General features: G+C 66.0%; 13 protein-coding genes. 9 read left to right on the top strand and 4 right to left on the bottom strand.

Features of this window, described 5'->3' with window-relative positions:
• Window positions 1–32 precede the first annotated feature (32 nt).
• From AC50X5_RS07175 to AC50X5_RS07165, 3 genes are read left to right on the top strand one after another with little or no spacing between them, the layout of a single operon-like run.
• Window positions 33–650, top strand: coding sequence for a D-sedoheptulose-7-phosphate isomerase (locus AC50X5_RS07175; RefSeq protein WP_494976057.1), 618 nt, complete (start codon window positions 33–35; stop codon window positions 648–650).
• Window positions 647–2,023: a PfkB family carbohydrate kinase gene (locus AC50X5_RS07170; protein ID WP_494975422.1), complete on the top strand. Its 1,377-nt coding sequence runs from the start codon at window positions 647–649 to the stop codon at window positions 2,021–2,023. Before AC50X5_RS07175 ends, AC50X5_RS07170 begins: the two co-directional genes overlap by 4 nt.
• 49 nt (window positions 2,024–2,072) lie before the next feature.
• A complete protein-coding gene (locus tag AC50X5_RS07165; RefSeq protein WP_494975421.1) occupies window positions 2,073–2,786 on the top strand; it encodes an SDR family oxidoreductase in 714 nt (237 codons plus the stop codon).
• A 17-nt stretch (window positions 2,787–2,803) separates the two neighbouring features.
• On the opposite strand, the gene map is transcribed toward AC50X5_RS07165, so the two are convergent.
• On the bottom strand, window positions 2,804–3,574 hold the full coding sequence (map, locus tag AC50X5_RS07160) for a type I methionyl aminopeptidase (RefSeq protein WP_494975420.1): 771 nt from the start codon (window positions 3,572–3,574) through the stop codon (window positions 2,804–2,806).
• A gap of 56 nt (window positions 3,575–3,630) precedes the next feature.
• Between map and AC50X5_RS07155 the strand changes: the two genes are divergently transcribed.
• Window positions 3,631–3,903 carry a helix-turn-helix domain-containing protein gene (locus AC50X5_RS07155; protein WP_494975419.1) on the top strand — a complete coding sequence of 91 codons (273 nt, stop codon included), beginning with the start codon at window positions 3,631–3,633 and terminating at the stop codon, window positions 3,901–3,903.
• 193 nt (window positions 3,904–4,096) lie between these two features.
• A complete protein-coding gene (locus AC50X5_RS07150; RefSeq protein ID WP_494975418.1) occupies window positions 4,097–4,699 on the top strand; it encodes a GTP cyclohydrolase II in 603 nt (200 codons plus the stop codon).
• Between the two features lie 179 nt (window positions 4,700–4,878).
• Here AC50X5_RS07150 and AC50X5_RS07145 read toward each other — a convergent pair whose 3' ends face one another.
• Window positions 4,879–5,541, bottom strand: a complete 663-nt coding sequence (locus AC50X5_RS07145; protein WP_494975417.1) for a ketopantoate reductase family protein — start codon at window positions 5,539–5,541, stop codon at window positions 4,879–4,881.
• Between the two features lie 131 nt (window positions 5,542–5,672).
• Between AC50X5_RS07145 and AC50X5_RS07140 the strand changes: the two genes are divergently transcribed.
• Window positions 5,673–6,428: a ZIP family metal transporter gene (locus tag AC50X5_RS07140; protein WP_494975416.1), complete on the top strand. Its 756-nt coding sequence runs from the start codon at window positions 5,673–5,675 to the stop codon at window positions 6,426–6,428.
• 83 nt (window positions 6,429–6,511) lie between these two features.
• Here AC50X5_RS07140 and AC50X5_RS07135 read toward each other — a convergent pair whose 3' ends face one another.
• Window positions 6,512–7,558 (bottom strand): LacI family DNA-binding transcriptional regulator, encoded by a 1,047-nt coding sequence (locus tag AC50X5_RS07135; RefSeq protein ID WP_494975415.1) that lies wholly within the window; start codon window positions 7,556–7,558, stop codon window positions 6,512–6,514.
• A gap of 30 nt (window positions 7,559–7,588) precedes the next feature.
• On the opposite strand from AC50X5_RS07135, the gene AC50X5_RS07130 reads away from it, so the two are divergent.
• Entirely contained in the window at window positions 7,589–8,848 is a 1,260-nt protein-coding gene (locus tag AC50X5_RS07130; protein WP_494975414.1) for an MFS transporter, read from the top strand.
• On the opposite strand, the gene AC50X5_RS07125 is transcribed toward AC50X5_RS07130, so the two are convergent.
• Complete coding sequence (locus AC50X5_RS07125) at window positions 8,812–9,972, bottom strand: glycosyltransferase family 9 protein (RefSeq protein ID WP_494975413.1); 1,161 nt, start codon at window positions 9,970–9,972, stop codon at window positions 8,812–8,814. The two genes, AC50X5_RS07130 and AC50X5_RS07125, sit on opposite strands and share 37 nt — an antisense overlap.
• Window positions 9,973–10,165: 193 nt before the next feature.
• On the opposite strand from AC50X5_RS07125, the gene AC50X5_RS07120 reads away from it, so the two are divergent.
• On the top strand, window positions 10,166–11,620 hold the full coding sequence (locus tag AC50X5_RS07120) for an aldehyde dehydrogenase family protein (RefSeq protein WP_494975412.1): 1,455 nt from the start codon (window positions 10,166–10,168) through the stop codon (window positions 11,618–11,620).
• The gene (gene rfaE2, locus AC50X5_RS07115) at window positions 11,617–13,125 is read left to right on the top strand and encodes a D-glycero-beta-D-manno-heptose 1-phosphate adenylyltransferase (protein ID WP_494975411.1); all 1,509 of its coding nucleotides are present in this window, start codon (window positions 11,617–11,619) and stop codon (window positions 13,123–13,125) included. Before AC50X5_RS07120 ends, rfaE2 begins: the two co-directional genes overlap by 4 nt.
• Window positions 13,126–13,157 lie beyond the last annotated feature (32 nt).

The raw sequence follows: 13,157 nt of genomic DNA, 5'->3' as shown, positions 1-13,157 counted from the left end.
CCGCGACCGCCGTCGGGCTCGTTTCAGCCCACCTGGACAACGTGCTTCCGGCACTTGAATCACTGCGGGAACAGTCCGGAACGCTGGCTGGATGGGGTGTTGAGCTGGCTCAGCGGCTGCTGGCCGGCCAGCGGCTGCTGGCAGCGGGAAACGGCGGCTCAGCCGCTGAGGCCCAGCACCTGACGGCAGAATTGGTAGGGCGGTTTGACGGCGAGCGCATCCCGTTTTCCGCAATATCCCTGCATGCGGAGAGCTCGGCGCTGACGGCGATCGGCAACGACTATGGCTATGAGGAGGTGTTCGCGCGCCAGGTCCGCGCCCATGGCCGCGCCGGCGACGTGCTGCTGCTCCTGTCCACCAGTGGCAAGAGCCCCAACCTGCTGCGCGCCGCCGAATCCGCCCGCCGGGTAGGGGTCACTACGTGGGCACTGACCGGTTCGGGGCCCAATCCGCTGGCTGCGGCCTGTGACGAATCCGTATGTGTCAGCGGCCTCGCGGCCAACGCGCAGGAAGGCCACCTCATCGCCATCCACGCGGTGTGCCGGGCTTTCGATGCTGAAGTGGCGCGCCGCGGTTCCCGGCAGGTTCCGGTGTATCGGACCCCTGCCCGGATGCCCCTCCGGACCGTGGTGAAAGGAGGGCGGGCATGAGGATTGTAGTGGTTGGTGATGTCCTGCTGGACGTAGACATCAAGGGCGAGGCCACCCGCCTTTGCCCGGACGCGCCAGTGCCGGTGGTGGACGTTTCCAGTACCCGGCGCCGGGCAGGCGGGGCCGGGCTGGTGGCCAGGATGCTGCTGGAGGACGGCCATGCCGTCACCTTGGTAACAGTGATGTCCGACGACGATTCCCGGCTGCCGCTGGAACGCGCCCTCTCAGGGGTGCGGGTTGTGGCAGGCCCTTCTGGAACCAGTACGCCGGTGAAGACGCGGGTGCAGGCGGGGCAGCAGGCCGTCGTGCGTGTGGATGAAGGCTGTGCGCCTGCACCTGTGCCGGCCGTAACCCCTGCGATGCTGGCTGCAATCAGGCAGGCGGGAGCGATCGTCGTCGCGGATTACGGCCGCGGGCTGGCCCGGAATGCGGAGCTGCGCGAGCTGCTTGCTGAGCTTGCGGACGACGTCCCTATTGTGTGGGACCCGCATCCGTCCGGGGCCGACCCGGTGCCGGGTGTCGCCGTCGTCACTCCGAACCTTGGCGAGGCGCAGAAGTTCGCCGCTTCATCAGTTGAGCCGGGGGCCGCCCTGAACGGCGGGAGTGCGCAGCCTGGCGAACTCGCTGCAGGACTGATGCGGCGCTGGGCCAGCCGGGCCGTGCTGGTGACCATGGGGGCGCAGGGGGCCACGCTGGTGAGCCGGCGCAATCCTGAGGCCCTGGTTCTCCCGGCACCACGGACTGCCGTCAGCGATCCTTGTGGCGCCGGTGACCGCCTGGCCGCAAGCCTGGCAGCGCATCTGGCTGAAGGGCATTCGGTTCCGGACGCAGCAGTCCTGGCGGTCCACGCAGCGGCAGATTTCCTGGGCCGCGGCGGGGTGGGAACGCTTCCGGAGCGGCCGGCCGCCGCCGTCCTTCCCTCGGAGGCCGCGGCCCTGTCCGCCGCCGTCCGGGCAGACGGCGGGGTGGTGGTGGCGACCGGAGGCTGCTTCGACCTCCTGCACGCCGGCCACGTCCGCGCGCTCGCCGCCGCACGCCAAATGGGCGACTGCCTGGTGGTCTGCCTCAACTCGGACACCTCGGTGCGCCGGCTCAAGGGGGACCAGCGGCCCATCATGAACCAACAGGACCGGCTCGAGCTGCTCCTGGCACTTGAGTGCGTGGACGCCGTCGAGATCTTTGAGGAGGACACCCCGGAGGCGTGCCTGGCCCGGTTCCGTCCGGACATCTGGGTCAAAGGTGGAGATTACGACGGCGAACGGTTGCCTGAGGCGGCCCTCGTCGAGAGCTGGGGCGGCCGCTGTGAAACCGTGCCGTACCACCCGGCACGCTCCACAACCGGACTGGCCGAGGCGCTCGCGAAGGTGAGCTGAGCTCCTCCCTGCTTCACTTACCCGTTTTCCCCTGACGAAAGGAAACCCCATGAACCAGCCTTCTCCGACTTTCACCGCCAACCCGGGCCGCGTCCTCGTGACGGGCGGCGGGTCCGGGCTCGGCGCCGCCGTCGTCCACGCCGTCATTCAGGCAGGCGGAACGCCCGTGGTGCTGGACCGGGATATCAGCGCGGTCGCCGAGGCGAAAGCGTACGAGGTGGATGTCTCTGACCGGGCGGCTGTGGAAGCAGCCGTCCGTGAGGCGGCAGAAACCCTGGGCGGATTGGACGCCGTGGTGACCGCTGCGGGAATTGACCGTTGCGGAAAGCTGGCGGATGTGGACGCCGGTGAGTGGGAGCGGGTGATCGGCGTAAACCTGATGGGTACGGTGTCAGTGGTTCGCGCCGCGCTGCCGTACCTGGTGGAGACCCACGGCCGGGTGGTTACCGTGGCGTCCACACTGGGCAAGCGGGCTGTCGCGGATGCCACAGCCTACTGTGCGTCCAAGTTCGGGGTAATCGGCTTCAGCCACGCGCTCGCTGCGGAAACCGGCGGTTCAATCGGGGTCACCACCATGATTCCGGGAGGCATGAAGACGCGCTTCTTCGACGACCGCACCGAGCAGTACAAGCCGCAGGACGACTCCCGGCTTAACGATCCCGAGAACGTGGCGCAGGCGATCCTGTTTGCGCTGTCCCAGTCGAAGGGTTGCGAAGTGCGGGAGATGCTGATCTGCCACGAAGAGGAAGGCTCCTGGCCGTAAGTCCCTTCAGTCTTCGCTCAGTCCAGCTGGGTGAGGATGACGGGACCGGATTCTGTGACGGCGACGGTATGTTCGTGGTGCGCCGTCCGGCCGCCGTTGGCGCTGCGCAGCGTCCAGCCGTCAGGATCCACGATGAGTTCGCTGGTGCCGGCCATCACCCAGGGCTCGATAGCCAGGAGAAGGCCGGGGCGCAGCTTGTAGCCCCGGCCCGGAACACCCTTGTTGGCGATGTGCGGATCCTGGTGCATGGTGCTGCCTACCCCATGGCCGCCGAATTCGGTGTTGACGTCAAAGCCGGCTCCTTCCAGGACTGAGCCGATCGCGTATGAGATGTCACCGATCCGTGCTCCGGGCCGGACTGCCGCGATCCCGGCGGTCAGGGCCTGTTGGGTGGCGTCGATCATGTGACGGTCCTCTTCCCTGGCCATATCTCCCACGGTGAAGCTGATGGCGGCGTCTGTGACCCAGCCATTGAGGCTGGCCGCGAAGTCGAGCGTGAGCAGGTCCCCGTCCTTCAGCACGTAGTCGTGAGGGAGGCCGTGGAGCACGGCATCGTTCACAGACGTGCAGATCACTTTCCCGAAAGGTCCACGACCGAACGACGGCGCATAGTCCACGTAGCAGGAGCGGGCCCCGGCTTCCTCAATCATTGTCGCTGCCAGGGTGTTCAGATGCAGCAGGTTGACGCCGGGCTTAGCCTTCTTCCTGAGCTCGGCGAGGGTGCGGGCCACGAACTGGCCTGACGGCCGTGCGGCCGCTACCTCCCGGGGTGTCAGTACCTCGATCACAGTTATCCTCCGTTACTGGTATACCGGTATTACTATACCGGTATTACTATTGGGGGATGGTTAGAGTCCCCCTGAGTCCTGAAGAGATCCACCGAGGCAAGCTCCTGGGCGAAGTGCTCCGCGAAGCAAGGGGGGATCGCACCCTGGGCCAGGTGGCCATGGGTGCCGGCGTCTCCCCGGAGACCCTCCGGAAAATTGAGACCGGACGGATCGCCACGCCGTCGTTCGGGATCGTCGCCGCACTTGCCGGCGAGCTGGGGTTGTCCCTCGACTCCGTCTGGACGCAGCTCCAGAGCCTCTGCGGGGAGCCGTTCGAGGAAGCGTCGTAGTCCCGCTGTCAAGTTTTCCCAACATGACGAGGCCCTTATGACTTTCCCGAGAATTCCCTTTACAAATGTTGACAGTGCGCTTCTGCTCCAGCATGCTTTGAGCACTGGGGCTCGCTCGGTCTCATGTGGTTCCGCAACCCTTGAGGACGTGCGGCCCACTCTTGCCATGTCTTAGCGATTAGTTGGAGAACTCATGCATGTGCTCGCTTCGAAGGCCTACATCCCTTCGACTTACGGGGAACTGGAACTTCGCAATTACACCGACGGAGTAACGGAAGCCCAGGTTGTGCTGCCCAGGGCATGGGAGGAACGCGTATCAGATGAGCGGCCGGCAGTGCGTATCCACTCCGCGTGCTTCACAGGCGACCTTCTGGGCAGCCTCCGTTGTGACTGCGGCCCGCAGCTTCAATGGGGCCTGCAGGCCGTCCAGTCCGCTGGTCTTGGAGCAGTTATCTACCTTCACCAGGAGGGCCGGGGGATCGGCTTGTCCGCCAAGCTCCTTGCGTACCAGAAGCAAGACGAGGGCCTCGACACCGTTGACGCCAATCTTGCCATCGGCTTCGAGCCGGACCTTCGAACCTACGAAGTCGCTGTTGACATTCTCAAGGACCTTGGTTGGTCATCCATCTCCCTGCTGACCAACAACCCTGAAAAGTCAGAGCAACTGAGGGCGCTCAACGTCGATGTTGAGCGGCTGCCTACTCCCGTCTTCGTAAACCCATGCAATGAGGCATATCTTCGCACCAAGCGGGACCGGATGGGTCATGGTTTTGCGGGCATGAGTTTAGTCGGATGACAAGTCCTTGGGACGCCAGGCCTGCGCCGACAAATCAGCCCGCCGCCAGCAGCTCGACCACATCCGCATAGGGCGCCGGCTCGTTTTCACCGGTCCGTCCGACCGGCCTTGGCACCCGCAGGTTAAACGCCTTCTCGAGCTGATTGGGAGCATGGCAACAGACTGACCTGCCTAGCCAGTCATGGACGGGACCTGGCTTGCCGTTCGCGTGGTAACTGGGACCGCAGGATGAAGGAATGCGTAGGGGTGGATACTCCTCCCTGTTCGGCGCGGGCAACAATCGCCCCGTTTTGATCGGCCAGCTCTGAGGCATGAGCAACCGAGGCGCACTCGGTAATGCCCTCCAAAACCATGGACCGGGTTTCGGGATGGGCTCGAGTCACCCCTACAGGGACGCCGGATACGGCACCCACTCCGCCATAAGAGGCGATAAGGGCGATTTTTTTCCATAGCGCCCGGTGCACGTCTTTGACCAAGGTTGCGGTCATGGAGCTGTCATTGAGGGCGGCCACCACCTGCTCGACGATGCCACTGCCGGTGCCGACTGTATCAAAGAGCCCGAGCTGGGGGTCCGCCTCGCCGCCCACCAGTTCAACAGCCAGCGGGGCGGTGTGCTTCACGATCACCATGCACGTTGCAGCAAGTACAGGACAGTCAGGGAAGATGCGTCGGGCAACCTCGGGGGCATCGACGCCGTTTTGGAGAGTCACCACAGTCGTTCGATCATCGATCTTTCCCTGCAGGTCCTCCAGCGCCTCTTTGACCTGCCACGCCTTGGTGGCGATCAGTAGAGTAGCTGCAAGCCCTGCCCTCCGACGTCGGCATGCAGGTGAAAGGATCACGCCCGGCGGGCACGGCCGCGGGTGAGCCCCCTGACAAGCGCCCTGCCGTCCTTCGCTGGTAAGGTCCGCTACGGGTAGAGCCGTCATGATCCGCCGTTCGTACGGCAGGAGGGCTGTGGAGGGAGCGGATAATGCCGATGTGGATGCAGGCACTGATGTGGGGCACCGTGGCCGGAGCTGCCCTCGTCCTGGGTGCCGGCATTGCCTGGTGGTGGAAAGTCCCGCCCAGGATTGTCTCGACCGTGATGGCTTTCGGTGCCGGCGTGCTGATCTCGGCCTTGGCTTTCGAACTGGTTGATGAGGCCGTTGACAGTGGGGGATTATTGCCCACCGTGGCGGGTTTCCTGGCAGGGGCCCTGATCTTTGTCGGCTCCAACGCCCTCCTGACCCGCGCAGGAGCCAAGCACCGGAAACGGTCAGGGCAGAAGCATCCGTCCGAGAAGGACTCACCCGGCAGCGGAACGGCGATCGCCATCGGAGCGCTCATCGACGGGATCCCCGAATCCGCTGTTCTCGGGGTGGGGCTACTCGCTTCGGGGACCGTCAGCCCGGCTATGCTCGCCGCGGTCTTCATCTCGAACGTCCCCGAAGGTCTCTCCAGCACGGCCGGGATGAAGCGGGCCGGCAGGAGCGCAGGCTACGTCTTCGGTGTATGGACGGCGATTGCCGTATTCTCCGGGCTTGCCTCGCTCCTTGGCTATGCCGCCCTGGAAAACGCCCCGGCTGAACTCATAGCTTTCATCACGGCCATAGCAGCAGGCGGAATCCTTGCCATGGTGGCTGACACCATGATTCCTGAGGCCTTCGAGGAGCATCACAACCTCACCGGCCTTACCGCAGCCGTGGGCTTCCTGGCCGCCTTCACCATCCACCACCTAGGGGGCTGACAAGGTCCGGCGGCAGCCCAACTCGTCAAGGGCGACGTTGGAAGCGTAGCGGCAAGCGTTGGTGATCGACGGGCCGCTTTGTGCTAGCGCGTGGTACGCCCGGTAATCAGCCGCCAGGGTTGCGGCTGGACCGCGGGGTTGCCCGTGATGACGGCCTCGGCGCAGGCGGCTCCCTGGCCTCGGAGGTCCTGTTCTATGGTGGTGAGCCGGCAGTCCCGGGCGGCGTCGGAGGCGTCCCATCCTGTTACGGCGAGGTCGGCTGGAATCCGGATGCCGGCCTGCGCCGCTGCGTTGAGGACTCCTCGCGCCTGCTCATCACTCATTGTGAGGATCACATCCGGTCGATCGCTGCCCGAGAGCAGTCGTTCGGCTACCCGTGCCGCTTCGGCGGCGGTGTTGGTTGAACATGCCGCCACGGGGATCTGGTTCCAGTGGAATCCTGCGGCGGTGATGGCGTCCTGGAATCCCAGGAGCCGGTTTCGGGTGATCGGGAAGGTTGCTGCTGCTGGGTCCGGCCCGAGTGCGAGCGTTGCGGCACGTATCTTGGAAAAGGGGAAGCTAACGACCGCTGGGCGCCTGCTCTGACGCAAGCCGGCCTCTGCGACCGCCCGGGAAGCCGCCCGGTCCTCAATGCCCACCAGGCCAAAGGAGTTCCTCTGTGGCCCGCCGTGAATGGTGACCGGCCGGCCCGTCATTGCCAGAGCGTCAAGGACTGGATCATCCTCTGTGGTCGTCCACACCACGAAGCCGTCCACGGCTGCCGCGCGGATGCGCTGGGTGTCCTCAGCCGAACCGTTGGTGGGAAGAATAGTCATGGCCAGGCCGTGCCCGGAGCACACATCCGCTATCCCGGCGAGGAACCGCGTCGCCTGGGGATCGTCGAAGGCGTAGGGAAGGCTCTCGCCCAACACCACTCCGAGCGCACCACTGCTTCCCCGCCGAAGGGACCGGGCGCTGGGATCGGGTCCGGGATACCCCAGCACCTGCGCAGCAGCCAGGACCTTTTCCCGGGATGCAGCGGAAACACGCGAGGGAGTGTTGTAGGTGTAGGAAGCGGTCATTACAGAAACTCCGGCCGCGCGTGCCACCTCGCTGAGAGTGACCCGGGAAGCCGAAGCGGAAGATGGCATAAACCAAGCATATCTGTGTATCGTTACACAATGCGCCGCTTACTGCTGTTTCCAGCCCCCAGTCCGCCCCTGGCGTCCTACGCATCGTTCGCGGCGTTCGGGATTTTTTGGGGCACGTGGGGAGCGTCGGTTCCGGGCCTCAGATCTCAGGCGGATATCTCTGATGGCCAACTGGGAATGGCGCTGTTGTTCGTTGGCGCCGGGGCGCTGCCGGCCATGCTGTTGACCGGCCGGGTCATTGATCGGCTTGGAGTCCGCTTAACGGCGGCGACGGCCCTTATGGGTCAGGGAGTCGCGGGGCTGGTCGTTGCCCTGGGAGCGACGGACTTTACCCGCCTATGTGTGGGCCTGCTGCTTGTAGGAGCGGCCAGCGGAGCGGCCGATGTTGCGATCAATGCGGCGGCCGGGGCTGCGGAGCAGGCAGCAGAGGTGCCGGTCATTACACGCTCCCACGGCATGTTTTCCGCCTTCGTGGTCGTCTCCAGCCTTGGCACCGGTCTGGCAACCGCACAGGGCGCCACCATCGTGTTCTCTTTCGTCGCGGTGGTTGCGGCGTCGGGCGTTGTCGGTCTGCTCCTCCTGCGCACCCTTCCTCCGCGGGCTCCGTCGGGTGCCGCGCTGGGGGTGCGGGAAGGGGAAGCTGAAACGCGTTATTGCCGCGGCGCCACCGGAACGGGGGTGCCGGTGCCGGCGGTCCTCCTCCTTGGAATCCTCGGGGCTCTGGCCTTCGCCGGCGAAAACGCCCACCAGAGCTGGTCCGCCGTATTCTTTGAAGACGAGCTGGGAACGGGTCCCGGGTTAAGCTCCACCGCCCCTGCTGTGTTCGCCGCCGTAGTCGCCATCACCCGATTCAGCACCGGAGCGCTGAAACCATCCCAAGCCATGGGCACGTTGATTGTTGGGGCGGCTGCTGCCACTCTTGGTGCGGTGATCCTGGCCGGGGCGCCATCAACAATCGTTGCCTGGATTGGGCTGGCGATCGCCGCCGCCGGAAGCGCGGTCCTGTATCCGACCCTGCTGGGGATGCTTTCCCGGGCTATCCGCGTGGAAGTCCTCGGCAAGGCCACCGCTCTCCTTGCGACCGTGTCCTACCTCGGCTTTCTCCTCGGCCCCGTCTACGTGGGGCTGTGGTCTGAAGCGGCAGGCCTGCGCGGGTCCATGCTGGCCGTGGCCGGACTCTGCGCACTCCTGCTCGTCCTGACCCCGGTGCTCGTGCGGATCTGCCAGCGCCTCATCGTTTCCTCGCCGACGGATCAGCCCGTCGCCAGCAGCTCGACCACATCCGCATAGACGTCCTTCACGGCCACCGAGTCCACCAACGACTCGTCGTGCGGGCAGCGCGGCGCGGTCCAGCCCACCTGGCTGAGATCCGCGCCGCACACCGCGCAGTTCGTCTTCCATGAGATATGGATCCGGTGCAGCGCCCGGCCCAGCGGACCGGCGTTGATGACGTTTCCCGCCCAGTAGATGCCGATGGTCGGCGTCCCCAGGGATTGTGCGAGGTGCCGGGGGCCACTGTCGTTTGCCACCATCACGTCGCTGGCGGCGAGCAATGCAGCGAGCTGGCCCAGCCCCAGCCGGCCCGCCAGGGATTCCACCATGACGGCCCGTCCGGGCGCCGCCTGCTGTCGCGCGTGGTCCACTATCTCGCCGGCCAGTTCCACATCTTCGCCGGCACCAACCACCAGAACCCGGCAGCCGTCGTCGGCCGCCTTTGCGGCAAGTTCACCGAAGGCCGCCGCGGACCACCGCCGCCTCGGATCCGTGGCGCCGGGGTGGATCACGACGACGGGAGCTCCTTCCATGGCCCCGTCAGCCAGAATCCCGCGGACCTCAGCCGTGAACCGGGGGAGCGGGCGCAAGCGGCACTCCAACCCGACGGGGGCGGAACCAGCCAGGCCCACCGTCTCCAGGGCGCGAAGGACCTCGTGCTGGTAATAGAGGTAGGGCAGCGAGCGGTCCAACGGGACGGCGTCGGGAGTTCTGGCGCCTACGGTGTACCGGGCCCCCAGCCTGTGGAGGAAAGGATTGGAGTAGCGCCCGCCGCCGTGCAGTTGGACGGCCAGGTCAAAGTGGCGGGACTGCATCCGGGCAAAGAACTTCTCCTGTTCTTCCGCGTCCTCGGCGTCCCCGGGGCCCGGAGGCCGCACCCCCTCCGCAAACGGCAGCACGCAGACCTCGTCCATGGGCGTGTAAATCTCGGCAGCCAGCATCGCGTGCAGTGGCGTCCCCAGCATGGTCACCGTGGCTTGCGGGTATGCCGCCTTGAGCGCGGCAACGGCAGGCAGGGCAAACATCAGGTCGCCCAGACCGCCCCCGCGGAGCACGGCAATTCGGGAGACGCCGTCGAATTTTTCCAGTACGGGCCCGACGCCGGAACCTTCGCCGGGTGCGCCCGCTTCCTTGATCAGCAAAACAGTAAGCCCCCTTAGTATCTGGTGAGATCACCATAATGCTTCTTCTCCAGACGCGCCATGACAGGCGGCCCTGATGCGTCACTTTGAGGAGCATCTTCGAGGGCATCCCCAGGAGACCCCGCCCGGGTGTGTGAAGTCCGGGGTGTGTGAAGTACCGTCCGCTTGGGTACGTGATTCCCAGGAGGTAGCCATGCAAGCAAACATGCAGCAGGAAACGGAAAGCAGTACCAGCACCGGAGCCGAAACAGGCGTTCCGGCCGTCCTGACCGTCTTGAACCCCCGCACCGGGGACGTCGCTTCGGAGGTGCCGGTGGCCTCCGAGGAAGAGGTCAGCCGCGCAATCGGCGCGGCAGTCGCCGCGTGGGAAGAGTGGAAAGCCACTCCCGCGGCTGACCGCGGCGCCATGCTGCATCACGCCGCGGACGCCCTTAGTGCTTCGGCCCAGCAGCTGGCTGAAACCAATGCCCTGGAAACCGGCCGCCCGGTGGATGAAGCCAGGGCAGGGATCGAGGCCGGCATCGGCACGCTCAGGCAGTACGCCGAACTGGGCCCGCTGCACCGGGGACACAGCCTCCGCGGCGGCACCTTCGCCAGTGACTACACGGTGCCCGAGGCTCGTGGCGTTGCCGCTGTGCTCACACCCTGGAACGATCCTGTGGCGGTTGCCTGCGGACTGATCGGCGCCGCGCTGGTCACCGGAAACTCCGTGATCCACAAACCCAGCGAACGGTGCCCGCGCCTGGGACGTGAACTCGGCGAAGTGCTGGAGCCGGTCTTTCCGGGGGGTGTGTTCAGCACGCTCTCCGGAGGGCCCGACGTCGGCATGCTCCTTACCCAGGACTTCGCTGTCGCCGTCATCGCGCACGTTGGTTCCAGTGATGCGGGAGCGCGCATCGCCCGTGCCGGCATGCTCACGGGGGCGCACGTCATCCGCGAAAACGGCGGGAATGATCCGCTCCTGGTGGACGCCGACGTCGATCCCGTCTGGGCCGCTGAACAGGCGGCGATCGGTGCGTTCAGTAACAGCGGACAGATCTGCACGTCCGTTGAACGCATCTACGTGCACCGCGACATTGCAGAACCCTTCTGCGAAGCGCTCGCTGAAGAAGCACGACGCCGGAATGCGGACGGGAGCCTGGCGCCACTGGTGGATACGCGCATGCGCGACACAGTCGAGGCCCAGGTTTCGGAGGCCCTGGCACGGGGCGCCGAGGCGTTGGTGGGCGGCCAGGTTCCGGAAGGTCCGGGCGCCTTCTATCCCGCTACGGTACTAACCGGGTGCGCTGACACCATGGACATCATGCTCCAGGAGACCTTCGGGCCGGTGGCCCCGGTCCGGGTGGTGGATTCCTTCGCGGAGGGACTCTCGCTGGCGGCCGCCGGCGACTACGGGCTGGCGGCGACCGTCCTGACCGCAGGCCTGGAACACGCGCAGCAGGCCATCGCCGCACTTCCGGTGGGGACCGTCAAGATCAACGCGGTGTTCGGCGGCGCCCCCGGCGGATCAGCCCAGCCGCGCGGCATCAGCGGGCAGGGCTTCGGCTACGGGCCTGAACTCCTGGACGAATTCACCAGGGTCAAAGTGGTTCACGTGAGCGCGCCGCCTGCCACCCCACCCCGACAACCAGACGGTGGTGCCCGATGACAACCCCTGATCTGTCCACGCAACGGGCGCTCTCAGACACGCTCCCGCACATCCTCGCCCAGCGTCAGCCCGCCGTGACCGTGATCGGCGACGTAATGCTGGACGGCTGGTGGACGGGCAATATAGAGCGGATGTGTCGTGAAGCCCCGGCGCCGGTGGTGGACCTGTTGCGGCGGGAGTTTTCGCCCGGAGGTGCTGCCAACACGGCCATGAACCTGGCCGCCCTTGGCGCGAAGGTGACGCTGGCCGGCGTCGTCGGGATGGATGCCAACGGGGAAAGGTTGCGCTCCCTGTTGCAGGAAGGCGGCGTGGACGTCCGCTACCTGCTGCAGCTTCCGGGTGTGGTCACCCCCACCAAGATCCGGGTGAGCAGCGCCGGTCAGATCATGTTCAGGCTGGATGACTGTTCAGCCCCCGTACCGGCGGAAGCCACGGATACTTTGGCCGCATTGCTGCCGGAGGCTGTTGCCGGGCGCGACGCCGTCATTATCTGTGACTACGGCACCGGCACCCTGGAGAACGGCATGATCGGGAAGGTGAGTGCCGCCGTCGGATTGGCGAAGGGACGCCCCCTGATGGTGGTGGATGCGCACGATCCCCGGAACTGGTCAGTGCTGGAACCGGACCTGGTTACGCCCAATGCCCTGGAAGCGTCGCGGATGCTGGGTGTTAAGCTTCCCGAGGGTTCGGCGCGCGCGGGATTCCTGGCCGGACAGCGGGAAAAAATGCTGCAACTCACGGGCGCCAAAGCCGTGGTGGCCACGTTGGACCGGGACGGCACCATGCTGCTGACGGACGGCCCGTCGCACCGCACCTGGGCCCGGCCGGCAACCGAGAAGCAGGCATCCGGTGCCGGCGATACCTTTGTGGCCGCGCTGACTATTGGCCGGGCGTGCGGGCTGCCGCTCACCACCAGCCTGGACCTCGCGCAGGCGGCTGCAGACGTTGTGGTGCAGCAGGCAGGAACCGCAATTTGCCGCACAGAGCAGCTCAGCCGCTACCTGGGCAGCTTCGCGGAGACAACGCTGGAGCCTTCGGAGCTGATGTCCAGGCTTAAAGCTGAGCGGGCACAGGGGCGGCGTATTGTCCTGACGAACGGCTGCTTTGACGTCCTGCACCGGGGCCACACCCGCTACCTCAACCAGGCCAGGCAGCTGGGCGATGTGCTGGTGGTGGCCCTGAACAGTGACGAATCCGTCCGCCAGCTGAAAGGACCCGGGCGGCCCATCAACGGTGTCGCTGATCGGGCGGCAGTGATCGGGGCGCTCAGTTGCGTGGACTATGTGACAGTGTTCGACACTCCCACGCCCATCCCGCTGATCCAGCAGATCCGCCCCGAAATCTACGCGAAGGGCGGGGACTACACGGCGTCCATGCTGGCCGAGACTGCCGCAGTGGAGGAATGCGGCGGCGAGGTGGCCATCCTGGAGTACGTGCCGGAGCAGTCAACCAGTGCCGTGGTGGAAAGGATCCGCAACGGCGGCTCACGGGAGGTGGGCGCCTGAGACTGGATTAGGGTTGAAGCATGAGTAAAACC

Source organism: Pseudarthrobacter sp. MDT1-40-2, assembly GCF_059383595.1.
The sequence above is the reverse complement of the archived record's forward strand: the minus strand, read 5'-3'. Positions and strand labels throughout refer to the sequence as shown.

Coding starts and splice junctions, on each gene's coding strand:
- AC50X5_RS07170 (WP_494975422.1), top strand. CDS start 647: ATGAGGATTGTAGTGGTTGGTGATGTCCTGCTGGACGTAGACATCAAG.
- AC50X5_RS07165 (WP_494975421.1), top strand. CDS start 2,073: ATGAACCAGCCTTCTCCGACTTTCACCGCCAACCCGGGCCGCGTCCTC.
- AC50X5_RS07155 (WP_494975419.1), top strand. CDS start 3,631: ATGGTTAGAGTCCCCCTGAGTCCTGAAGAGATCCACCGAGGCAAGCTC.
- AC50X5_RS07150 (WP_494975418.1), top strand. CDS start 4,097: ATGCATGTGCTCGCTTCGAAGGCCTACATCCCTTCGACTTACGGGGAA.
- AC50X5_RS07140 (WP_494975416.1), top strand. CDS start 5,673: ATGCCGATGTGGATGCAGGCACTGATGTGGGGCACCGTGGCCGGAGCT.
- AC50X5_RS07135 (WP_494975415.1), bottom strand. CDS start 7,558: ATGCCATCTTCCGCTTCGGCTTCCCGGGTCACTCTCAGCGAGGTGGCA.
- AC50X5_RS07130 (WP_494975414.1), top strand. CDS start 7,589: ATGCGCCGCTTACTGCTGTTTCCAGCCCCCAGTCCGCCCCTGGCGTCC.
- AC50X5_RS07120 (WP_494975412.1), top strand. CDS start 10,166: ATGCAAGCAAACATGCAGCAGGAAACGGAAAGCAGTACCAGCACCGGA.
- rfaE2 (WP_494975411.1), top strand. CDS start 11,617: ATGACAACCCCTGATCTGTCCACGCAACGGGCGCTCTCAGACACGCTC.